Consider the following 22,389-nt stretch of genomic DNA (forward strand, 5'->3'; position numbering starts at 1 on the left):
ACCAAGGCCGCCTCGGGTGGGGTGGATCGGAGGGGAACGATCGCCCGGCTTTCATGGTTGTCTTGATGAGGAGCGGCCGACCGCCGCGTGAGGACAGCAATCCGAGGAGCACCATGTCCGACCGTCACCCCGACGTGCCCGACGAGCCCGACGACCAGAGCCGCCGCGAGGGTGACGACACGCGCGGCCAAGGCGCCGGGCCCGGTCCCGGTCTGGGCGATCTCGGCTCCATGCTCGAGCAGGTGCTCGGCCAGGCCGCACAGAACCCCGAGCTCGCCGCGGCGATGCGCAGCATGGGGGTCGATCCGACGGACCCGGCCACCCAGGCAGCGATGCGCGCCCAGCTCGGGACGTTCATGTCGGCCCAACAGTCCCCGACCGGGGCCCGGGACCTCGCCACCGACGTCGCCCGCAAGCACGTCATGGCCGCTGAGGGCAACGACGTGCCCGACCCGAGGGCGACCCGTGAGGTGCAGGACGCGGTGGGCGTGGCGGTGCTCTGGCTCGACGAGGTGACCCCTCTCGGCCTGCCGGTGTGGCACGCGACGGGCCTCACTCGTGCGGAGTGGGTCCAGACGACGATGCCTCGCTGGTTCGACCTCGTGGGGCCGGTGTCCGAGGGGGTCACCAACGCCACTGCGACGGCGATGCGCAGACAGCTCGGCGAGCTCGGCCCGGAGGCCTTCGGTGACGCGCTGCCGCCCGAGCTGCAGGGCCTGCTCGGCTCCGGCTTCGACCCCGCCGCCATGCTGGAACAGTGGGCGCCGATGCTGTCCACCCTCAGCCGGCAGATGTTCGCCGCCCAGCTGGGGCAGGCCGTCGGCACCCTCGCGACCGAGGTCGTCGGGGCGACCGAGGTCGGCCTCCCCCTGACGGAGCCCGGCCTCATCGCCCTCCTGCCCGGCAACGTCGACGACCTGGCGAGCTCCCTCGGCATCGACCTGCCGCAGGTGCGTCTCTACCTCGCGGTGCGCGAGGCGGCCCGGGTCCGGCTCTTCGCCGCCGTGCCCTGGCTCGGCCCACAGCTCATGTCGGCCGTCGCGGACTACGCCCGCAACATCACCATCGACACCGACGCCATCGAGTCCGCCCTCGCGACGATCGACCCGACCGACCCGGAGGCGATCCGCAGCGCGCTCCAGGGCAACCTCTTCCGTCCCCAGCCGACGCCCGACCAGCGCCGGGCCCTCGACCGGCTCGAGACGCTCCTCGCGCTCGCCGAGGGATGGGTCGACCACGTGACCGACCGGGCGACCGCGCCGCACCTGCCCCAGGCCGCCGCCCTGGCCGAGACCGTTCGGCGCCGGCGTGTCGGCGGAGCCGCCCAGAAGACCTTCGCCGGCCTCGTGGGCCTCGAGCTGCGCGCCCGGCGGCTGCGCGACGCGGCGAACCTCTGGGCCGCCCTGGAGAACGCCGGCGGCCAGGACCTGCGCGACGGCCGCTGGTCCCATCCCGACCTCGCCCCGACGTCGGAGGACCTCGACGACATCATCGGCTACGTCGAGCGAGCGGCGGGCCGCACCCCCGCCGACGACTCGGGCGCAGACCTGCCCGAGGGGGCTCTGGGAGCGGCCGGCCTCAGTGCGGACCTCGACTCGGTGCTGCGCGACATCCTCGACGAGGCCGCCGCCGGCGGCCCAGCCGGCGGCCCAGCCGCCGGCGCGCCGGACGGCGAGCCCGACGACGAGCCCGACGACGACCCCGACGACGACCCCGGCGACGGACCGCCCCGGTTGGGCACATGACGGCGTCCGGGGCCCCGCTCGACGCAGCGGAGGCTGACCCGGCAGCCAGCCCAGCGGCATACGGGCTGCTTCGTCAGGACGCGCTCGCAGCCCTGAGCCGGTGGCCTGCACCCGATGCCGAGCAGGAGGGCCTGCGCGTCGACTACCTGGCTCACCTCGAGCGGCACCGCGACGCCCTCTCGCGGAACGGGCCCCCCGCCCACCTCACCGGGAGCGTCATCGTCCTCGACCCCGCCGGCGAGCGCGTGCTGCTCACCCTGCACCAGAAGGCCCGCAGGTGGTTCCAGTTCGGGGGCCACTTCGAGGCGGGCGACCCGTCCCTGCTGCTCGGCGCCGCCCGGGAGGCCCGCGAGGAGTCCGGGATCGACGGGCTCACCGTCCTGCCCGACATCGTCATGCTCGACCGGCACCCGCTCGGCAACGCCTTCGGCCGGTGCCAGGAGCACCTCGACGTGCGCTACGCCGCAGTGGCTCCGACTGACGCCGTCCACGCCGTCAGCACCGAGTCCCTCGACGTGCGCTGGTGGCCGGCGGACCGGCTCCCGGCCGACACCCGCGCCGAGCTGCGCCCGCTCGTGACTGCGGCCCAGCGCGCGCTGGGTCGCTGACGTCAGTCGTCGGTCAGCGCCAGACCGGCCGTCGCGGAGACACCCTGCAGGTAGCCCCGGGCGCGTTCGAGGCGCGGGTACCCGCTGAGCAGCGACCAGAAGGCGGGCCCGTGCCCCGGCTCGATGAGGTGCGCGAGCTCGTGCAGCAGGACGTAGTCCAGCACCCAGCCGGGCATGACCCGCACCTTGTCGGAGATCCGGATCGAGCCCTCCGCGGGCGTGCAGGAGCCCCACCGGGACTCCTGGTTGCTCACCCAACGGACGCTCGACGGGCGCGCCCGGCCGCCGAGGTGGGTCCGCGACAGGTGGGCGGCGCGAGTGAGCAGCTCCGTGTCCGAACGGCGCTGCCGCTGCTCCGACGCGGTGACCCGGGCCAGCATGGTCCGGACCCACTCACCCTCCTCCGCCCGGGTCAGCCGGGCCGGGACGAGGACCACGAGGCGGCCCTCCTGGCGATAGGCCGAGACGGTGCGACGGCGCCGCGAGCTGCGCCGGACCTCCACGGTGACGCCGTCGACCACGGTCTGCCGCACCTCTCTCGCGGACGTCGTCATGAACGAAGCGTAGGCCGGGTCGCCGTTCCCGTGCTGGACGACGTCCGAGACGCGCCGCCGCCGAGCCCGGGGTCGAGCACGCGGCCCCCGGGGGGCGAGGACGGGGTCGGGCACCAGCCCCGTCGGAGGCGCACGGGGCGACGGGCACGGGGCTCCGCGGCCCCGACCGGGACCTCCGCTGGGCGCGCCATGCGGGGATGAGCGTGAGTTCGTGCTCAGCGTGCTCTAGGGTTGACGAAGCCGAGGCGCCCGTCAGAGGGGTGCCAGTACCAAGGAGACACCGATGGCTGACGAGACCTACAAGGGCGAGTTCTACTGCGTGAAGTGCAAGGAGAAGCGCGAGGCCGAGGGCAAGGTCGTCGTGTCCGAGAACGGGCGACGCATGGCCAAGGGCCAGTGCCCCGTGTGCGGCACGAACCTCAACCGCATCCTGGGCAAGGCCTGACCAGGCCTGTTCCGCGTCCTCGTCGACGCGCCGGTGAGGGGCGGGACCGTCACGGTCCCGCCCCTCGCCATGTCCGTCCAGCCGACCCGTGGGCGCCCGGCCCCTGTGGATGACACCCGCGCATACCGGCCTGCGTTTGCGACGCTCGGGCCACGACACCTTCCGGTGTCGGCCGGGCCTCGCGACCCGGCGCCTGCGCGGATGAGGGGCACGGAGGGACGATGGGGTCAGGGAAGGGCGATGCGCCACGACGGGCTGCTGTCGAGCTCCGCGCACTCCCGGCGGGCCGCACGCGTCCGACGGCAGGGTCGGCGTCGGCCCGCAGGAAGAGAACGGACGAGAACCCCTGCATCCCACCCGGGCGGCGCCCGGTGCTGCGCGCTCCCGGCGAGGTGCAGTTCGGAGTGAGCCCGGGCGGGTCCATCGTGCGCGGGGTGAGTGAGGTCGAGCTCCGGGCCCTCTCCCGTCTCGACGGCTCGGTGTCGCTCAGCTCGTCCTACCGTCTCGCGGGCGAGGCCGGCATCCCGGTTGGGCGGTGGCGTGCGCTGCTGGACCTGGTCGACCGTCTCGGTGTGCTCGAGTGGCGACCCTCGGGAGGCCGCGCCAGCCGGCCTGCCCTCACTACGCCGACCGTGGTGCTCGACGGACCCGGGCCCCTCGTCGACGACGTCTGCGCCCTGCTTCGGCGGGGCGGCAGCGACGCGGTCGTCGAGCAGGCGCGACCTTCGGCGGCCACCCCGGCCACCCCGGCCACCAGCCCGGGAGCCACACCCGTGGCCCGCCCAGCGCTGGCGGTCATCATCGGCCCCATGGCGCTCGACCCCCGCTCGGGTGACGGCTGGCTGCGACGGGGTGTGCCGCACCTGCCCGTGGTCGCCGAGGACACGCGAGCCACCGTCGGGCCCCTTGTCGACCCGAGCCTCACCGGTCCCTGCCTCTGGTGCCTCGACCTCCATCGCACGGACCGCGACGGCGCCTGGCCGGCCGTGCTCGCCCAGCTCTGTGGAGCGCCGGGCGACGTCGTGCCGCACGACGCGAGTGCCGCCACCGACCCTGCCCTCGCCCATCTCCTGGCGGGGTGCGTCGCCCTCTTCACGACACGTCTGCTCGGTGGCGGCGACATCCCGCCCGGAGTGGCGGTCGAGGTCAGCCTGCCGTGGCCGCGGATGGACCACCGACGCTGGACGATCCACCCTCGGTGTCCGCGCCGACACCGGTCACCCGGCCGGGGCGCCGCCTGACCCGATCGCCGGAGGGCGGCTTGGCGAACACTTCGGAGGTGCCGTGACGGCCCTGAGCCGGAAGCCGTTTAGAGTCAGGGTGACCGATCTGGGGGTGAGCCGAGTGTCCGAGCTGCCGCGCAAGGCTGTCGTGCGCTCCGCCAAGCTCGCCAGCGTGCCCCTCAGCTTCGCCGGCCGCACCGCTCTCGGGCTCGGCAAGCGCCTCGGCGGCAGGCCGGCCGAGATCGTCGCCGCCGAGCTGCAGGCGCGCACGGCCGAGCAGCTCTTCCAGGTGCTCGGCGAGCTCAAGGGCGGGGCGATGAAGTTCGGCCAGGCGCTGTCGATCTTCGAGGCGGCCTTCCCCGAGGAGATGGCCGGCCCCTACCGGGCCATGTTGACCAAGCTGCAGGACAGCGCCCCACCCATGCCGACGAGCACCGTCCACGGCGTGCTCCGGGCCGACCTCGGGACCCAGTGGCGGCGACACTTCCGGTCCTTCGACGACCACCCTGCCGCGTCCGCCTCCATCGGCCAGGTCCACCGCGCGATGTGGGAGGACGGCCGCGAGGTGGCCGTCAAGATCCAGTACCCCGGCGCCGGGGCTGCCCTCATGAGCGACCTCCGGCAGCTCTCCCGGGTGGTCAAGGTGGCCGCCGGCTGGGTTCCGGGGATCGAGCTCGGGCCGATCCTGGACGAGCTGCGCGAGCGGATGGCCGAGGAGCTGGACTACCGCCTCGAGGCGGAGAACCAGGCGGCTTTCGCCGATGCCTTCACGGACGATCCCGACTTCCGGATCCCGCGCCTCGTCCGTGGGACCCAGCACGTCATCGTCTCCGAGTGGGTCGAGGGCCGGCCCCTGAGCGAGATCATCCGGGACGGCTCGCAACGCGAGCGGGACGAGGCAGCGCAGCTCTACATGGAGTTTCTCCTGGCCGGTCCCGCGGAGGCCGGGCTGCTGCACGCCGACCCCCATCCCGGCAACTTTCGCATCACTCCCGACGGCCGGCTCGGAGTGGTCGACTTCGGGGCGGTCAACCGCCTCCCCGAGGGCATGCCACCAGAGATGGGCCGGCTGCTCACGGCGGGCCTGCAGGGGGGCGCCGCGGCCGTGCTCAGCGGACTCCGGGAGTCGGGCTTCGTCAAACCGGACATCGACGTCGACGCGGAGCGTCTCCTCGAGTACCTCGAGCCCTTCATCGCACCGTTGCGGGCCGACGAGTTCACCTTCACGCGCAGCTGGCTGCGCGGCGTCTTCGCCCACATCAACGACCCACGGCAGCCCAACTACGTGCTCGCCTACAAGCTCAACCTGCCGCCGGACTACCTGCTCATCCACCGGGTCTGGGGTGGCGGGATCGGGGTGTTGAGCCAGCTCGGCGGAACGGTGCGCGGCCGTGAGGCGGTCGACGCGTTCCTTCCGGGGGCCGACCTGCCGCCGCTCTCCGAGCCGTCCCCCGACGAGTGAGCCGTATGCCGCTGGGCTCGGTCAGCGGTCCGGGCGGAGTCGGTGCGCGCTGGACTCACCCTGTGGGGTAGGGCGAACGCCGCCGTGGCGGGGTCCGGGTCACCACCAGTCCGGGTCGAGCTTGCTCTCGATCGACCGGATGTTGTCACGACTGCAACGCTCGCAGGCCCACAGGGTGCGCCCCCGCTCGACGCTGCGGCTCCACGTGAGCCGAGCACGTGCCTGGTCCGGTGGCGCGGGGGTGGTGCCACACGACGAGCAGGTCAACAGGGGCGTCAGCTCCCCGGTGTCGCCGATGGGTTCATGGATCTTCAGTGTCATCTCGAGACCTCCCTGTCTCTCTCTCCCCCTCATTTCGAGTATCCGCCCCTGTGCTGACATCGGTGGGACGCCCGCGGAAAGGCGTGTCGCCGTCGAGGCCCGTCTGGGGGCGCGGCCGGCACGACTGGTCAGGGCACCCTTACCCCCTGCGGGTCCCCACACGCGCGGCCGGCCGCCGGCCTTGGGGGTGAAAGGCAGAGCCGCGGGTGACGTTCGCGTCACCCGCGGCTCGTTCGCGGTGTTCCGTTGGCTGGTCCGGCTTTGCTGCACCGTCGGGCGGTGGCGGCGCAACCGCTCGCTGAGCTGGCCAGCCGCACGCCTCACCCTCGGTGATGGCGTCGGCTCGCGCGGATCTCCAGCGTGATCAGCCGGGCGCTGCGGCGGGTGCCGCTGCGGTCCTCTCGCTGCACACGGTCGCGGATCCGGTCGCGGGCCAGGAGCTCCAAGTTCTCCATGACGACCTCCTGGTCGGGTTGGTGGTGGTTCGTGGTCGGTCGGGGTGCGGCGGACGTTCGCCGCGTCGTCGGTCATCGCTCGGCGACGGGGAGTCAGGCGGCCACCGGATGCTTGCGCGGGCGGCCCCTGGGTCGCTTTCGGGCGACGACAGCTCCCTGGACGAGGAGCTGCCCGCCCCAGACGCCCCAGGGCTCCTGACGCTCGAGCGCGCCTGCGAGGCACTGGAGGCGGGCCGGGCACAGGCCGCACAGGGTCTTGGCGAACTCGACGTCCTCCGGCCGCTCCGCGAACCAGAGCTCGGCGTCGTAGTCCCGGCAGGGAATGGACTCCCCGATCTCCCGGGCCTCGGTGCCGAGGTCGAGCAGTTCGCTCAGCTGCATCGCTGTCACCTCCGTCTCAGGCCTGCCGCTGGTGTGGCTGGCCTGCTGTCTCGTGTCCTTTCGGGATTGGAGCCCGGCACCACAGGTGCGGGTCTCGGTCCTGCTGCTCTGCATCCGGGGAGTCATGGTGGTCCCGTATCTGTCTGGCACCTGGTGGGTGCTTCTGGTGGAGGTTGTCGTTGAGCGGCATCTGTTCTCGGGGAACACGAAGGCCGCGGACCCGGTGATGTCGGGTTCGCGGCCTGGAGGTGAGGCTGTGGTCTAACTCAGACCGGTGGCCTCCCAGAGCGGGAGCGAGCGACATCGGGTGTCTTGTAGATGGCGGCGAGGTCCACATCGGTGGCCGGGGTGAGTCCCGTGACCTTGCGGTCGTCGAGGTGGAGCGCATCGGCCGGGACGAAGAAGGACAGAACTGTCCCCTGGGCCTGGACAGCGGCGGCTGCGAGGAGCGCGTTGGCCGGGCGCGGACGTGCCGAAACGACGCAGGAGCCTGCGTTCATCGTCATCGTGATGTTCCTCATTGGGCCAACCCTCCTCACTCAACTCGCGGGTCCCAGCCGGCTACCTCAGCCAGTGGGCTTGACTTCGTTCAGGGTACGCAGGGGCCGAGCGGCGCCACAACCGAATTTTCGAGGATTCGGGAACTTTTTTTCCGAGGGCTCTACGCCTCCGTGAGTTCGGCTGCGGCAGAGCGGTTCTGGAGCACTTCTTCCGGGTCCGCCCCACCGAGGAGAGCGAGGATGTCGGACCCGTATTGTCCGAGTTTGCGCGCGCCCACCCCGCTGATGGTCGACAGCGCTGGCTCGTCGGCCGGTTCGCGCTCGGCGATCGCCGTCAGGGTCGCGTCGGTGAAGACGACGAAGGCCGGGACACCTGCCTCCCGTGCGACGCCGAGCCGCCAGGCGCGCAGCCGCTCGAAGAGGGCCTCGTCGTAGGTCGGTGGGCAGTCATCGCACCGCCCAGTCTTGCGGTGCGCGGCGCTCGTGAGGACGACGCCGCAACCGCGGCAGGTCACGACGGCGGCAACCTTGGGCCCACGCGTCCGAGCGCGGGCGGTCGTCACGGCCCGGGCCCCGCTTCCGAGGATGCCCTCGGCCGGCCCGAGGAAGCGCGACACCCGGCGGGTCGGGCGCCCGCCGGGGTTGCGCGCCGCCGCCCAGGACAGGAACAGCTGCCGCCGCGCTCGGGTGACGCCGACATAGAGCAGGCGACGCTCCTCGTTCACCGCGTCGGCTCCCTCGGCCAAGGAAATCGGAATCAGTCCGTCGGAGGCGCCGACGAGGAAGACGGTGTCCCACTCGAGTCCCTTGGCGGCATGGAGACTGGCCAGGGTGACGCCTTGGACCGCCGGCGCGTGCTGCTCGGACGCGCGCCGGTCGAGCTCGCTGACCAGCTCCGGGAGCCGGGCGTCCGGGGCGGTTGCAGCCAGGTCGTCGGCCAACCCGGCGAGAGCGTTCAGCGACTCCCACCGTTCCCGGGTCGCACCACCGCTCGTCGGCGGCTCGGGGGCCCAGCCGGCGCCCGAGATCACGTCACGGGTGATGTGGCCGAGGGGCTTGCTCCCGTCGTCGCTCCGCGCCGCGCCGCGCAGCAGGAGGATGGCGTCGCGGACCTCCCTCCGAGCGAAGAACCGCTCGCCTCCCCTGACGAGGTAGGGCACGCCGGAGCCGGCGAGGGCCGACTCGATGGCCTGGGACTGGCCGTTCGTCCGGAAGAGCACGGCGATCTCGGCTGCAGCGTGGCCACCCCCGATCAGCTTGGCGATCCGCTCCGCCACCGCGGCCGCCTCCGCGGGGTCGTCGGAGTGCTCGAGGAGCACCGGGGCCGGCCCCGGCTCCCCTTGCGCGGTGAGGGCGACCGAGGCCGTCCGACCGCCGGCAGGTCCGGACGCGATGACGGCGTTGGCAAGCTGGATGATCTGGGGCGACGAGCGGTAGTTCCGGACGAGCCGAACGGTCCTGGCGCCGGGGAACCGCGACGGGAAGCGGAGCAGGTGCTCGGGGGACGCGCCCGTGAAGGAGTAGATCGTCTGGGCCGGGTCGCCGACCACGGTCACGTCGTCGCGCCCGCCGAGCCAGAGGTCGAGAAGCCGCTGCTGGAGCGCGTTGACGTCCTGGTACTCGTCGACGACGAACTGCCGGTACTGGCCCCGGACCGTCCGTGCGATGTCGTCCCGGTCCTCGAGCACACCCACGGTGAGGAGCAGCACGTCCTCGAAGTCGATGACGCCCCGGGTGGCCTTCACGTCCTCGTAGGCCTCCAGCAGGCGAGCCATGGCGGTGAGGTCGAGACCGGGCGGTTCCCGGTGCGCCGCGCGCGCCGCGGCGGAGTAGGACTGGGGCGTGAGGAGGTTGACCTTGGACCACTCGATCTCGGACGCGAGGTCGCGGATCGCCGTCCGGTCGAACTGGAGGCGAAGGCGGCTCGCGGCCTCTGCCACCGCCGGCGCCTTCACACTCATCACCTCAGGTGCCGCTCCCCCGATGGCCTGGGGCCAGAAGTAGTGCAGCTGCCTGAGAGCGGCCGCGTGAAAGGTCCGAGCCTGCACGCCCTGCACCCCGAGCGCCCGCAGGCGGGTCCTCATCTCCCCGGCGGCGCGGGCCGTGAAGGTCACCGCGAGGATCCGTTGCGGTTGCTGCACGCCGGAGTGGACGGCGTAGGCGATCCGGTGCGTGATGGCGCGGGTCTTGCCGGTGCCCGCGCCGGCCAGGACACAGAGCGGCCCCGGAGGCGCCGAGGCGACCTCACGCTGCTCGGGGTCGAGCCGTTCGAGAATGTCGTCCGGGTGAAGTGCGGCGGACAGCGGTCGCTCCTGGTGGCTCTGCGGCGGGTAGGGGAATATTCAACGGCCCCCCGGCAGTTCCCTGTGCCGGGTGGCTTCAGCCATCCTCGCACCGAAGCCTGACGCTCTGACGATCTGACGGCTGCACCCTGGCCGCCCCATCTCAGCCCACTCACGGAGAGACCATGCCGAACGCGACGCCGCTCAAGCCCGAACCAGGCACCATCACGATGTTCACGACGAGCTGGTGCGGCTACTGCGTGCGGCTGAAGAGCCAGCTCGAGCGCGAAGGGCTCGCCTACACCGAGGTCAACCTCGAGGACCAGCCGGAGCACATCGACTTCGTGGAGCACGTGAACGGCGGGAACCGGACGGTCCCGACGGTGCTCTTCCCTGATGGCAGCGCCGCCACGAACCCGACGCTCGCCGAGGTCAAGGCCCGGCTCAGCGCCTGACGTCGACCGCCTCCTCGATCGTCTCGCCGAGCCAGTGCTCGATGATCCGCTTCGCGATGGAGATCCCGAAGGGGGCGCGGATGGTCCCCGACCGAAGAGCGGCCCGATACTCGTCCCGGGTGACCCACAGGGCCTCGCTCACCTCGTTGGGGTCGATGTCGAGGTCCGTGCTGAGCGCCCGCGCGGTGAACCCGATCATCACCGATGACGGGAAGGGCCAGGGCTGGTTGCCGAGGTAGCGGACGTCGGTGACCTCGAGGCCCACTTCCTCGGCCACCTCGCGAGCCACGGCTGCCTCGAACGACTCTCCGGGCTCCACAAAGCCGGCCAGGACCGAGAAGCGTCCCTCCGGCCACTGCGGTCCGCGCCCGAGCAAGAGTCGATCGCTGTCATCGACGACCGCCATGATGACGGCAGCGTCGGTCCTCGGATAGTGCTCGCTCCCGTCGTTCGGGCAGACCCGGAGCCAACCTCCTTGTGCCGGCGCCGTCGCTGCACCGCAGCGGGAGCAGTGGGTGTGGGTGCCGTGCCAGTTCGCCAGAGCCAGGACCGTCGTGAAGAGGCTCGCATCGTCGTCGTCGAGCCCCGCCCCGGCCTGGCGCAGGGTGAGCCAGCCGCCTTCGTCGGACCCGGTTGAGCCGGGTGGCGCCAGCTCGGGCGACCCCTCCGGCGGGTGAGCCACCCCGACATGGGCGCGACCCTCCCGATCCCGTCCCGCGAAGATGACGACACCCTCGAGGTCCTCCTGCTGGGGGGACCGGAGCCGGAGTCGCAGGAGACGGCCTCCAGAGCCAGCGCCCCCGGGACCCACCGTCTCGACGAGTGCCCGGTCGCCCCTCAGCTCGAGCACGAGAGTCAGCGGATCCGCCAGCAGCCGATCGACCAGCCGCTCCTCCGTACGCTCGTGCCCGGACCGGTCGAGCGTCGCGGCGGACAGGGCGACGTCGGACAGGATGTCTCTGCTTCGGACCACTTCGTCACCCTACGGGGGCTGGGCCGGGCACGCCCCGGAGCCTCCCACCATCGGCCGGGCGCTCACCTTACGGTGGGAGCGTGACCCGAAGCCCGCTCGTCCTCGCCGCGCTCGCGAGCGCTGCCGTGCCGGGTCTCGACCCCGTCTCCGTCGAAGGAGTACCCACCAGCGCCGGTGGGTCGTTCGACATCGCCTTCGTGACCGACCAGCAGGAGCGCCGCTGGGTGATCAAGGCTCCGGTGACCCACGGCGCCGGCGCCGAGCTCGAGGCGGTGGCCACCCTGGGCCCGCTCCTCGCTCGACGGCTGGAGCTCGCCATGCCGCTGGTCCGGGGAAGCGTGACCGTCCCCGAGGGCAGGGCGATCGTCTACCTCCGCCTGCCGGGACGCCCGCTCGACTTCCGTGTCCTGCCGCCCGGCGGTCTCGCCTCCGCCCTGGGCAGGGCTCTCGGACATCTCCACAACATCGAGACCGCCGTGTTCGACGAGGCTGGCCGGCCGTCCTACGACGCGGAGGCGCACCGTCGCCGGCAGCTCTCCGAGCTCGACCGGGCGGCGGCCACGGGACACGTCCCCACCAACCTGTTGACGCGCTGGGAGCAGCGACTCGAGGACATCTCCCTCTGGCGGTTCGCACCGACGGCGGTCCATGGCTCGTTCGTCGGCGACAACGTGCTGGCTTCCTTCGAGGACGACGACGACCGGGAGTCGGGAGAGGTCCGTGGCGTGCTGGGCTGGGAGGAGTCGCGCGTCGGCGACCCTGCGGACGACTTCGCCGACCTCGTGCGCCTTGCTCCCGCGGCGGCTGTCGACGACGTGCTCCGCGCCTACGCCCAGTCGCGGGTCGAGCAGCCCGACGGCAACCTCCTGGCGCGCGCACACCTCGCCGCCGAGATGACCCCGATGCGCACCCTGCTCCGAGCCCTCGTCGGTGGTGCCCGGGAGGTCGTGGACCAGGCAGCGGCGTCGCTGCGTGAGCTGGACGAGCAGATCACGGTGGCGGATGAACAGCGCGCGCTCGAAGCGGAGATGACCTCGCAGCCGTGGTCACCGGCTGCCTCCCCGGTGCCGGAGCCGGACTGGGATGCCACCCAGCCGCACCGGATGTTCCCCGACCAGTCGGCCACCCAGGCCATCGGCGAGACCCTCGACCGCCACGGTGACGAAGCCGGCCGACTGCAGCCCGACGAGGACGCGCCCGCGGGCCGTGACGAAGGCCTCCCCCAGCGCCCCGAGGACGGCCAGCCGATCCCGACGAGGCCCTCAGACTGACATCGTCCCCTCTGGCGGCTCAGTCCGGGATGGTCGACAGCATCGCCGTCAGGGCCGCCTGGTCCGGCACGTTTGGCCGGACGGTGACGCCCTCGGACGCGTAGTAGAAGGCGGCGTCGACGAGAGCGGGGTCGGCGCCGCGCAGCCGTGCGAAGGCCAGCGCGTAGGCAGCCAGCTGGAGCGCCCTCACCTCGGCCTCGCGCCCGGACGGCCGCGCCCCCGTCTTCCAGTCGACGACCGTCCACCCACCGTCGTCCCGAGGGAAGACGGCGTCGATGCGGCCGCGAACCGCGATCCCGTCGACCATCGTCTCGATGGCCAGCTCGATCTCCTCCGGAACCCGGTCGGCCCATTCGCTGGCCAGGAAGTTCGCTCGCATGCGGTCGAGGTCCCCGTCCGAGCCGGCCTCCTCGTCGGCGCTGCCGGGGAGGTCCCACAGGTCGACGATCGCCGCACGCGAGAAGTGTTCCTCGACCCAGGCGTGGAAAGCAGTCCCCTGCCGTGCGGCCACGGCGGGCGGCTCGGGCATCGGACGCCGCAGCCGCAGCGCGAACGCCTCTGGATCGCGGGCGAAGGCGACGACCTCTGATGCCGACAGGTGCCGCGGCACGTTGACGACGGGTTCGTCGCGTACCCCGCGCAGCGCGCGCTCCGCGAGGAGCAGCCGCAGGTCGTCGGCCCGGGCGTCCCGCGACAGGTCCGGGGGCCCGACCGCCGCGAGCGCCCGGAGCCGCTCGGGGACGGTGCCGAGGAGCTCTCGCCGATGCCGAAGGGGATCGTGCGGCCAGCTCGCCGAGATCGGCTCGGTCAGGTGGGGGTTCGCGGGCGCGGTCGCCTTGCCGTTCTTGATGACCGGCGCCGGGGCCGGATGCCAGTGCTCGACCGAGACCGTCCCGGCGAAGCCGCTCTTGATGTCGAGGAGGAACCGCGAGGGCACCGACAGCGTCTTCTTGCCGACGCCCCACAGGTGGGTGGAGAGGAGCAGGTCGGTGCGGGCCCGGGTGACGGCGACGTAAGCGAGCCGGCGCTCCTCGGCGATGGCATGCCGGCCCCCCTCGAGGGCAAAGGCCTCGATCGCGGCGCCGAGAGCCTTGCGGTCGGTGCAGGCACGCCAGTCGAGCCGAGGGAGGCCGTCGCGGTCGCCACGCAGGTCGTAGGGAAGGGAGTCCAGCCCGATGAGCCAGCCCTTGTCCTTCGGGGTTCCGGAGCAGCCGTACTCGACCGGGGTGTCCGCGTCGGCTGCCTCCCCGACCGGATCGAGTGGAGCGACGGACGTCGAGCTGTGGTCCGGGAAGGCGCCCTCGACGAGGCCTGGGACCGCGACGACGTCCCATTCGAGCCCCTTGGCCGCGTGCACCGTGAGGACCTGGACGGCGTCACTGTCGGACTCGACGGTCCCGGCGTCGAGCCCCCGCTCCTGCTCGCGGGCTGCCTCGAGCCAGGCGAGGAACCCGGCGAGCGTGGGGCGGTCCGAGCTCATGGCGTAGCGCGCGGCGACGTCGGCGAAGGCGTCGAGGTGCACGCGGGCCGTCGAAGCCGTGTGCTCCGGACGCGAGAGGACCTCGATGTCGAGTCCGACGGCGGTCTCGGCCTCCGCGACCATGTCGACGAGCGGCAGGGCCGTGAGTCCGCGTAGCCGTCGCACCACGTCCGCGAGTGACTGGAGGCGGCGCCGCGCCTCGTCGCTGAGCTGGGACCCGCGGAACCCGCGCCAGCCAGCCGGGGGCAGCTCATCCAGCGCCTCGACGAGCGTCGCACCGTCGGCGCTGTCGGCAGCGAGGTCGGACGTCCGTACTGAGTCGTCAGACGTCCGTACTGAGTCGTCGGGCAGGTCGTGACCCGGACGCCCGGAGAACGGGCCGGCGTCGTGGCCGTCTCTCTCGATGGGCAGGACCCCCTGGGCGGCGCTCCCGGCGTGGCCCGGCCGCCACGGCCGGGAGTGGAGCTCCTTGGCCCAAGCCCAGAAGGCGTCGAGGTCGGCCGCACCGAGCCGCACGACGGGCCCGGTGAGCAGCCGCATCAGCTGGTCCCCGCGCGTGGGGTCCTGCACGACCCACAGCAGGGCCACGAGATCACTGACCTCGGGCGTGCTGAGCAGCCCGCCCAGGCCGACGACCTCGACGGGCAGCCCGGCCTCGCGGAGCGCCTCCATCACGAGGGGGAAGGAGGAACGCCGCCGGCAGAGGACCGCCGCGGAACGGCCGGTGCGCCGACCGCTCGGCGACCGCCATCGCGCGGCGATCCAGGTGGCGACGTGCTCGGCCTCCTGCTGGGCAGTCTCGCGCCGTGCGATGCTGATCGTCCCGGCCCCGGCCCCCGGGCGGGGCCGCAACGGTTGGACGTGCGCGGTGGCGAGCGGTGCTGCCGTGACGTTGGCCGCGGCGAGGATCAGCTCGTCGTTGCGCCAGCTCGTCGACAGGGGCAGGACATCGGCCGGGCCGTGCCGGTCGGCGAACTCGGCCGGGAAGCGGAGCAGCGTCGTCGCGCTGGCCCCGCGCCAGCCGTAGATCGACTGGTTGGGGTCGCCGACGGCAGTCAGCGCGACCGGGGCGTCCGGGGCGTGCGAAGGGTCCGAGGCGTCCGAGGCGTCCGAGGCGTCCGAGGCGTCCGAGGCGTCCGAGGCGTCCGAGGCGTCCGAGGCGTCATGGAAGAGCGAGCGGAGCAGGGCGAGCTGTGCCTCCGACGTGTCCTGGAACTCGTCGAGGAGCACCGCACGGAACCGCTCCCGCTCGATCGCCCCGACCGCGGGCACCGAGCCGGCCACGCGCGCCGCCAGGGCGACCTGGTCGGCGAAGTCGAGCGACTCGCGCTCGCGCTTCAGCGCCACGAAGGCCTGAACGATCGGCAGGATCGCCCGACGCTCGCGCAGCACCCCGAGCATCTCCTTGGCCGGGATCAGGGTGCCCCGCCCGTCGCCGTCGGGGAGCAGCTCCAGCGCGGCGATCACCTCGTCCAAGTGGTCGGTGACCTCAGTCGGTGCGCGGACGTGCTCAGCCATCTCGCCGGCCAACGACATGACGGCCTCGATGACCGTCGACTCGGCCTTGGTCACCCCGTCCATCGGCCCGTCCCAGCGGGAGACCGCCTCGGCCGCGAGCTGCCATGCGCCAGCCTCGGTGAGGACGCGGAACTCCGGCTCGATTCCCAGACGGAGCGCGTGCTCGCGGACGAGCCGGCCCGCGTAGGAGTGGTAGGTCGACACGGTGGGCGTTCCCCCGAGGACCTCGGCACCTCCCCCGTCGTCCTCCGGCGGGCTCCACACTCCGGCTCGCACCAACCCGCGGAGCCGCTTGGCGATGCGTTGCGAGAGCTCGGCCGCCGCCTTGCGGGTAAAGGTCAGCCCGAGCACCTGGTCGGGCGCCACCAGCCCGTTGGCGACGAGCCAGACGACCCGGGCGGCCATCGTCTCGGTCTTGCCCGAGCCGGCCCCCGCGACGACGAGCAGGGGACGGGGGCCTGCCTCGACCACGGCGGCCTGCTCGTCCGTCGGGGGCGGCAGGTCGAGGGCGCGCGCGATGTCAAGTGCCGAGAACCGCGCTCCCGACGAGGCGGGTGCGGCTCGCTCGGTCGTCGTCGTCACAGGGTGTCTCCCTCCGGCTGCACGGGACAGGAGGACTTCACCGGGCAGGTGCGGCAGTTGCCTTGCGAGGCGACGAAGCTCGCGGCGCCCATGCCCTCCGCGGTCTGCTCCACGAGGACTCGCGCCCAGTCGGGGTCGTCGGAGTCAGCAAGCGCCGGCTGGGAGAGGACGGCTGGACGCAGGCCGCTCAGGCCACCCTTGCCGATGAAGACGAGCGCCGCACCCGCACTCTCCGCGCCGAGCGTGGGGAAGCCCTGGGAGGCGACGGCCACCTGGTAGGCGCCGAGCTGTCCGTGCTGCGCGAGCTCGGCCTGCGTCGGTTTGCTCGTGCCGGTCTTGAGGTCGACGATCCGCAGTCGGCCCTGGCGGTCGCGCTCGATGCGGTCGACCCGGCCGGCCACCACGGCTCGACCGACCGTGACCCGGAACTCGGTCTCGATGCCGACCGGCTCCCACTCCCTCGCGACGGACTCGCGGTAGGCGACGTAGCGGGACACCATGTCGTGGGCCTCGCGTCGGGTCCGCTCGGTGACCCACCCGCGCCGCAGGCCCAGCCGGCCCCACCGCGCGTCGACCTCGGCCACCAGCTCCTCGCGGGTGGCGTGGGGCCGCTCGGCGACGATGTCGTGCACCAGGGTGCCGACCGAGGCGGCCCCGAGCGAGGGACCGTCACCCCCGACGGAGGTCAGGAACCAGCGCAGCCCGCACTCCGAGAAGTAGGTGACCTTCGAGGGAGAGACGTGGACCGGCTCGCCCTCGCGGCGCACCGGCTGGTCGGTCGTCACGTCGCGCAGCGCCCACCATCGCCCGGGGTCGGCCCCGCGGACGTCGGCGGCGGCCGCGGCGGCGAGCAGGGCCAGGGCCGGCTCGGCGACCCCGGGGTCCGGGCTCACCACCTCGCGGCGCAGCTCGCCGACGAGACCCGGCAGGGACATCGGCCGCGAGACCTCCGTGTGCGGCCGCACCTCGTCCGCCAGCCGTCCGCCCTCGGGTGGGTCGACGAGGTCGAGGTAGACCGACGGCTGCTCGTCCTCGTTGCCCACGGCGGTGACGAGCAGCCGCTCGGTGGACCTGGTGACCGCGACGTGGAAGAGCCGCGTCTCGTCGTAGCGGACCGCCGCCTGGGCCGCGCGGAACCCGACCGGACGCTGGCCCACGACGTCGACGAGGTCCTCCGAGCCGAGGATCGATCCCCGCAGGCGGAGGTCGGGCCAGACGCCCTCCTGGACGCCGGCGACGACGACGAGGCGCCACTCCCGGCCGGCTGCGCTCTGTGGCGTGACGAGGGAGACCTGGGCGCCGGTCTGGCCGCCCACGAGCAGCGTGTCGCCAGGGACGTCCTGGCCGAGGATGTGCTCGACGAACTTGTCCGGGCCGGCGCTGGGCAGCCGGTCGACGAAGGCTCGCGCGGCGTCGAAGAGGCCCAGCACGGCATCGAGGTCGCGATCGGCCCGCTCGGCCCCGGGTCCACCGGCCAGGGCCTGGCGCCGCCACGCGTCGGCCACGCCGGCCCCCTGCCAGATCGCCCAGAGCACCGACTCGGCCGTCACGCCCGCCCCCCAGCGCCCGTCCGCCCCGACGAGTGCCGCCTCGACCCCGGCAGCGAGCGCCCCGGCGACCCGTGCTGCCGGGCGCCCGACCTCCCCGAGCCGGCCGGCCCACAACGGGTTGCGCACCAGCTCGGCCAACAGCTCGTCGCTGGACCGTCCCCCGCCGTCCGCCAGCTCCTCCCGGCGGAGCACCCTGCGGAGCCGGCGCAGGCCCACGGTGTCGGACCCGCCGATCGGCGACAGGACCAGGTCCGTGACCGTCACCGGGTCGAGGACGTGGCGCGGGCCACGGGCGATCCGGACGGCCTCCCCGAGCAGGGTGAGCAGGGGACGCACGGCGTTCTCGTCCCGCACCGGTGTCTCCGCGGTCGCGGCGCCCACGGGCACACCCGCCTGGGCCAGGGCGCGGCGCAGGGTCGCGGCGCGGCCGCTGCCGCGGACCACGACGGCCATCTCGGTCCAGGGCACTCCCTCGACCAGGTGGGCGCGCCGCAGGACGGAGGCGATGTGGCTGGTCTCCTGGGCCACCGAGCGCAGCAGCGCGACGTCGACCGTGGCCCGGCCGGGAGCCGGCTGGACCGAGCGCTGCTCGCCCCCGCCGAGCGCCCCGATCCGCCGGACGACCCGCGAGGCGACGTCGGCGACCGGGGCGGGGAGCCGGTGTCCCACGGAAAGCACCACCGTCTCCCGCGGCACGGCGCCGGGCCGCGAGACCCCGAGCGACTCCCAACCGTGCGCGAGGAACCGCGGGTCGGCGCCGCGGAAGGTCTGGACCGCCGAGTCGGGGTCTCCCAGCAGGACGATCCGCAGGCCTCCGCGCGAGACGACCCGCAGCAGTCGAGCGGCGGCGGACGTCATCTCCTGGGCGTCGTCGACGACGACCAGTCGCAGCCGCTCATGGAGCCGCGCGAGGGCCGACGGGTCGTCCTCGAGGAGATCCGCAGCGGACGTGAGCACCCAGGCCGGGTCGTAGGCGCCATGCCGGCTGAGGGCCGTCACCTCGTCGTACTCCCGCAGCACCTGAGCCGCCGCGACCCACTCGGGCCGGTCGTGCTCGACACCGAGGCGGAGCACATCCTCGGGGCCCTGGCCGTGCTCCACCGCGCGCATGAGCAGATCGCGCAGCTCGTTGCGGAAGCCCCGGGTTGCCAGCGCGTCGCGCACGGATTCCGGCCAGGCTGGCCCTGGCGCGTCGCCTGAGGCGTGACCGGCCAGCAGGTCGCGCAGGATCGCGTCCTGCTCCGGGCCGTTGAGCAGGCGTGGGGGCGGGTCCCCCCGCAGCGCCGCCTCAGCGCGCAGGATGCCGAACCCGAGCGCCTGCCAGGTGCGAGCGAGGGACTGGGTCGAGGTGCCGGCCAGGCGCGCCGTCACGCGCTCACGCAGGGCACCGGCGGCTGTCCGGCCGGCCGCCAGGAGCAGGCACTCGTCGGCGCGGGCCCCCCGGGCGACCGCGTCCACGACGATCTCGACGGCCAGCACCGTCTTGCCGGTGCCCGGGCCGCCGAGGACCCGCAGGACGCCCGCCTCCGACTCGACCGCGCGCCGCTGGCCCTCGTCGAGGCTCACCTCGCCGACGACGGGCGCTGGAGCTCGGCGGAGGATGACCACGGCAGGATTCCATCACGAGGAGCCGACAGCCTGCCGGACCGAGCGGGTTCCCCGCGCGCGTCAGCCTCCGACCGTGGCGGGCGCCGCAACCAAGGGGTATGCCGCCCAGCCCGGCCCCGTGCCCGCCGGACCCGGGGCGCGGGGCGAGCCCAGCGGCATACGGGCGGCGTCGGGACCTCCGGGCGACAGACGGCACGACCGGCTCGCAGCCGACCTCAGTCGGCGACGAGCTCGACCTCGAAACCCGCGTCGTCCTCGAGGTACGCGGCGTAGTGGTCCGGGCCACCGGCGAACGGGTGCCGGTCGGCGAACAGCAGCGTCCACCCGCCCTCGGCGCAGGCAGCGACGATGTCGTCGACGTCGTGCCGGGAGCCCGCGTGGAAGGCGAGGTGGTTGAGCCCGGGACGCGTGCGCTGGTGCTCGCCCCCCACGACGTCCGGCCCGGACTCGACGACGATGTAGGCCGTCCCCAGCTCCCATGCCTGACCGTGCCCCCAGTCGTCACCCAGGCGGTAGCCGAGCCGGCTCAGCAGCCAGCCCCACGCGCGCCTGGCGGCGGCGATGTCCGCGACCCACAGCTCGACGTGGTGGAGCGAGCCGCGCCGGCCGGGGGACGTCGCAGGCGTGGGCGGGATCGGCCAGCGCGCGATCTTCAGGTCCGCCCGTGCTCCGTCGAGCAGGCCACCCACCATCGGGGTGCCCTCGGCCCGCCAGTGCTCCACCGCCACCACCTCGTGACCCTGGGGCGGCCGGCCGTCGGCGCGGATGACGCGCCACCAGGGGACGTCGGAGCCGTAGCGGCTCATCACGGTGCCGACGTTGCGCGCGCCGCCCTCCCCGAGCGCGCGGGCGATGTCGCCGTAGGCCACGACCCGCCCCGACGGGATCTGTTCGACGACCTCGAGGACCCGCTGTGCGTAGGCCTCCATCAGTACTCCGGCTGGCTCGAGTCGATCTCGCGCAGGTAGGCAATGACTCCGCCGGCGACGTTGGCCACGTCGACGTAGCCCGCGCGCATCGCCAGCCGGGTCGCCTCGGCGGACCGCCCGCCCACCTTGCAGTGGATGAGGACCCTTCGGTCGCGGGGGAGCTCGTCCCAGGCCGCACCGCTCCGGAACCGGTCGAGGTGGATCGGGACCGCCCCGGGGATGGACGCGATGGCGCGCTCCTGGGGCCCGCGCACGTCCACCAGGAGCGGCGGTCGGCTGCCCGCCAGCTCGTCGGCCATCTGCCGGACCGACACCTCCGGGATCGAGCCCTCGCCGACGGTGGGCGCGCCTGGCACTCCGCAGAACTCGACGTAGTCGATGAGCTCGGTGATCGAGGGGTTCTCCCCACAGACCGGGCACTCGGGATCGGCCCGGACCGTCAACGTGTCCCACGACTGGCGCAGCGCGTCGTGGACCAGGAGGCGGCCGGTCAGCGGATCGCCGAGCCCGAGCAGGAGCTTGATGGCCTCGGTGGACTGCACCGATCCGATTGCTGCGCAGAGGATCCCGAAGACTCCCCCCTCGGCGCAGCTCGGAACCGCACCGGGTGGCGGCGGCTCGGGGAAGACGCACCGGTAGCACGGGCCGTGGCCCCTCCACCAGATCGACACCTGGCCGTCGAAGCGGAGGATCGACCCCCAGACGTGCGGCTTGCCGAGCAGCACGCAGGCGTCGTTGACGAGGTAGCGGGTGGGGAAGTTGTCGGTGCCGTCGACGACGAGGTCGTAGTCCCTGATGATGTCGAGCGCGTTGCCGGAGTCCAGGGTGACGTCGTGGCGGACCACCGCGACGTGCGGGTTGACCCGGGCGACCGCCGCCTCCGCCGACTCGGTCTTGAGCCGACCGAGGTCGGCGTCGGAGTGGATCACCTGGCGGTGCAGGTTGGTCAGCTCGACGACGTCGGCGTCGACGACCCCGATGGTGCCCACTCCCGCCGCGGCGAGGTAGAGGAGCGCCGGCGAACCGAGGCCGCCGGCGCCGACGACGAGCACGCGCGCCGCGGCGAGTCGCTCCTGGCCCTCCCGACCCACACCCGGGATGAGGACGTGCCGCGCGTAGCGGGTGACCTCCTCGCCGGACAGTGGTCGCCCCGTCTTGACCAGTGGCTCGAACGGCATGGCACCACGGTACTGGTCGGTATGGTGAGAGCGACATCGTCGTCCACCGTCGCCGACCGGCTTGTGGTGGGCCCGGTGCGCGAGAGGAACCACGAGGACCCCCATGCCCGACGAGACGCCGACCCGTCAGCCCGCGACGCCGTCACCGATGCCGCGCGGACAGCGCCTCCCCCGCTCCGAGCGGCGCGCCCAGCTCCTCGAGGCAGCTCTCGGCGTGTTCGTCGAGAACGGCTACCACCAGGCCGCGATGGACGACATCGCCGCCCGTGCGGGTGTCTCCAAGCCGGTCCTCTACCAGCACTTCCCGGGCAAGCTCGAGCTCTACCTCGCGCTCGTCGACCAGCACTCCACCGAGCTCGAGAAGCTCGTCCGCGACGCCCTGGCACTCGAGGACAACAAGGCGCGCATCAACACCATGGTCAACGCCTACTTCGACTTCGTCGCCCAGGAGGGCGCGGCGTTCCGGCTCATCTTCGAGTCCGACCTCGCCAACGATCCCGAGGTCCGCAAGCGCCTCGACCAGGTCGACCTGACGTGCGCGGAGGCGATGGCCGACATCATCCGGTCCGAGACGTCGATGGAGCACGACGAGGCGGTCCTCGTCGGCGTCGGCTGCGTGGGCCTGGCCCAGACCTCAGCGCGGCACTGGCTCGACCACGAGGACACGATCTCGAAGGAGACCGCGACCCGGATCACCAGCGCGCTCATCCGGAGGGGCTTCGGCGCCTTCCCGAACGTCGGCCGGGAGGGGCGCGCGTCCGGCCGGGAATCGGTGGCCTCGACCGCTGGTTAAGGTGACGAGGGGGCGGACCGAGCCGGTGACCGGCTGGATCGCTGCCCACCCTGACTGACGACGAGAAAGTGGGTTG

General features: G+C 73.2%; 19 protein-coding genes. 8 read left to right on the top strand and 11 right to left on the bottom strand.

The window, feature by feature from the left end:
* The first annotated feature begins 113 nt into the window (after positions 1-113).
* Both INTCA_RS12895 and INTCA_RS12900 read left to right on the top strand, forming a co-directional pair.
* The gene (locus INTCA_RS12895) at positions 114-1,745 is read left to right on the top strand and encodes a zinc-dependent metalloprotease (protein ID WP_013493363.1); all 1,632 of its coding nucleotides are present in this window, start codon (positions 114-116) and stop codon (positions 1,743-1,745) included.
* The gene (locus INTCA_RS12900) at positions 1,742-2,353 is read left to right on the top strand and encodes an NUDIX hydrolase (RefSeq protein ID WP_013493364.1); all 612 of its coding nucleotides are present in this window, start codon (positions 1,742-1,744) and stop codon (positions 2,351-2,353) included. The genes INTCA_RS12895 and INTCA_RS12900 overlap by 4 nt, the downstream gene beginning before the upstream one ends.
* 2 nt (positions 2,354-2,355) lie before the next feature.
* On the opposite strand, the gene INTCA_RS12905 is transcribed toward INTCA_RS12900, so the two are convergent.
* The gene (locus INTCA_RS12905) at positions 2,356-2,907 is read right to left on the bottom strand and encodes a M48 metallopeptidase family protein (RefSeq protein WP_013493365.1); all 552 of its coding nucleotides are present in this window, start codon (positions 2,905-2,907) and stop codon (positions 2,356-2,358) included.
* A gap of 283 nt (positions 2,908-3,190) precedes the next feature.
* Here INTCA_RS12905 and INTCA_RS19590 point away from each other — a divergent pair, with 283 nt between their 5' ends.
* From INTCA_RS19590 to INTCA_RS12915, 3 genes are all read left to right on the top strand, one after another.
* On the top strand, positions 3,191-3,352 hold the full coding sequence (locus INTCA_RS19590) for a DUF5679 domain-containing protein (RefSeq protein WP_013493366.1): 162 nt from the start codon (positions 3,191-3,193) through the stop codon (positions 3,350-3,352).
* 434 nt (positions 3,353-3,786) lie between these two features.
* The gene (locus tag INTCA_RS18755; RefSeq protein ID WP_148236587.1) at positions 3,787-4,593 is read left to right on the top strand and encodes a hypothetical protein; all 807 of its coding nucleotides are present in this window, start codon (positions 3,787-3,789) and stop codon (positions 4,591-4,593) included.
* A gap of 94 nt (positions 4,594-4,687) precedes the next feature.
* A complete protein-coding gene (locus tag INTCA_RS12915; RefSeq protein ID WP_425311122.1) occupies positions 4,688-6,037 on the top strand; it encodes an ABC1 kinase family protein in 1,350 nt (449 codons plus the stop codon).
* A 99-nt stretch (positions 6,038-6,136) separates the two neighbouring features.
* Here the strand turns inward: INTCA_RS12915 and INTCA_RS12920 are convergent, their stop codons facing one another.
* The 5 genes from INTCA_RS12920 to INTCA_RS12940 form a co-directional block, all read right to left on the bottom strand.
* A complete protein-coding gene (locus tag INTCA_RS12920; RefSeq protein WP_013493369.1) occupies positions 6,137-6,358 on the bottom strand; it encodes a hypothetical protein in 222 nt (73 codons plus the stop codon).
* A 320-nt stretch (positions 6,359-6,678) separates the two neighbouring features.
* On the bottom strand, positions 6,679-6,813 hold the full coding sequence (locus INTCA_RS20475) for a hypothetical protein (RefSeq protein WP_013493370.1): 135 nt from the start codon (positions 6,811-6,813) through the stop codon (positions 6,679-6,681).
* Positions 6,814-6,906: 93 nt separating this feature from the next.
* Complete coding sequence (locus INTCA_RS12925; protein ID WP_013493371.1) at positions 6,907-7,194, bottom strand: WhiB family transcriptional regulator; 288 nt, start codon at positions 7,192-7,194, stop codon at positions 6,907-6,909.
* A gap of 266 nt (positions 7,195-7,460) precedes the next feature.
* Positions 7,461-7,715, bottom strand: a complete 255-nt coding sequence (locus INTCA_RS12935) for a hypothetical protein (RefSeq protein ID WP_013493372.1) — start codon at positions 7,713-7,715, stop codon at positions 7,461-7,463.
* 140 nt (positions 7,716-7,855) lie between these two features.
* Positions 7,856-9,997: an ATP-dependent DNA helicase UvrD2 gene (locus tag INTCA_RS12940; protein ID WP_013493373.1), complete on the bottom strand. Its 2,142-nt coding sequence runs from the start codon at positions 9,995-9,997 to the stop codon at positions 7,856-7,858.
* A 164-nt stretch (positions 9,998-10,161) separates the two neighbouring features.
* On the opposite strand from INTCA_RS12940, the gene INTCA_RS12945 reads away from it, so the two are divergent.
* Positions 10,162-10,431 (top strand): mycoredoxin, encoded by a 270-nt coding sequence (locus INTCA_RS12945; RefSeq protein WP_013493374.1) that lies wholly within the window; start codon positions 10,162-10,164, stop codon positions 10,429-10,431.
* On the opposite strand, the gene nudC is transcribed toward INTCA_RS12945, so the two are convergent.
* Entirely contained in the window at positions 10,421-11,404 is a 984-nt protein-coding gene (gene nudC / locus INTCA_RS12950) for an NAD(+) diphosphatase (RefSeq protein ID WP_013493375.1), read from the bottom strand. The genes INTCA_RS12945 and nudC overlap by 11 nt on opposite strands.
* An 80-nt stretch (positions 11,405-11,484) precedes the next feature.
* Between nudC and INTCA_RS12955 the strand changes: the two genes are divergently transcribed.
* Positions 11,485-12,675: a phosphotransferase gene (locus tag INTCA_RS12955; protein WP_013493376.1), complete on the top strand. Its 1,191-nt coding sequence runs from the start codon at positions 11,485-11,487 to the stop codon at positions 12,673-12,675.
* Positions 12,676-12,694: 19 nt separating this feature from the next.
* Here INTCA_RS12955 and INTCA_RS12960 read toward each other — a convergent pair whose 3' ends face one another.
* The 4 genes from INTCA_RS12960 to moeB form a co-directional block, all read right to left on the bottom strand.
* The gene (locus INTCA_RS12960) at positions 12,695-16,255 is read right to left on the bottom strand and encodes an ATP-dependent helicase (protein ID WP_013493377.1); all 3,561 of its coding nucleotides are present in this window, start codon (positions 16,253-16,255) and stop codon (positions 12,695-12,697) included.
* On the bottom strand, positions 16,252-19,413 hold the full coding sequence (locus INTCA_RS12965) for an ATP-dependent helicase (protein ID WP_013493378.1): 3,162 nt from the start codon (positions 19,411-19,413) through the stop codon (positions 16,252-16,254). The genes INTCA_RS12960 and INTCA_RS12965 overlap by 4 nt, the downstream gene beginning before the upstream one ends.
* A 215-nt stretch (positions 19,414-19,628) precedes the next feature.
* The gene (locus INTCA_RS19175; RefSeq protein WP_013493379.1) at positions 19,629-20,342 is read right to left on the bottom strand and encodes an MGMT family protein; all 714 of its coding nucleotides are present in this window, start codon (positions 20,340-20,342) and stop codon (positions 19,629-19,631) included.
* Positions 20,342-21,520: a molybdopterin-synthase adenylyltransferase MoeB gene (gene moeB / locus INTCA_RS12975; protein WP_013493380.1), complete on the bottom strand. Its 1,179-nt coding sequence runs from the start codon at positions 21,518-21,520 to the stop codon at positions 20,342-20,344. Before moeB ends, INTCA_RS19175 begins: the two co-directional genes overlap by 1 nt.
* 103 nt (positions 21,521-21,623) lie before the next feature.
* On the opposite strand from moeB, the gene INTCA_RS12980 reads away from it, so the two are divergent.
* A complete protein-coding gene (locus tag INTCA_RS12980; protein WP_013493381.1) occupies positions 21,624-22,313 on the top strand; it encodes a TetR/AcrR family transcriptional regulator in 690 nt (229 codons plus the stop codon).
* Positions 22,314-22,389 lie beyond the last annotated feature (76 nt).

The sequence above is a fragment of the Intrasporangium calvum DSM 43043 genome, assembly GCF_000184685.1.
Lineage (GTDB): Bacteria > Actinomycetota > Actinomycetes > Actinomycetales > Dermatophilaceae > Intrasporangium > Intrasporangium calvum.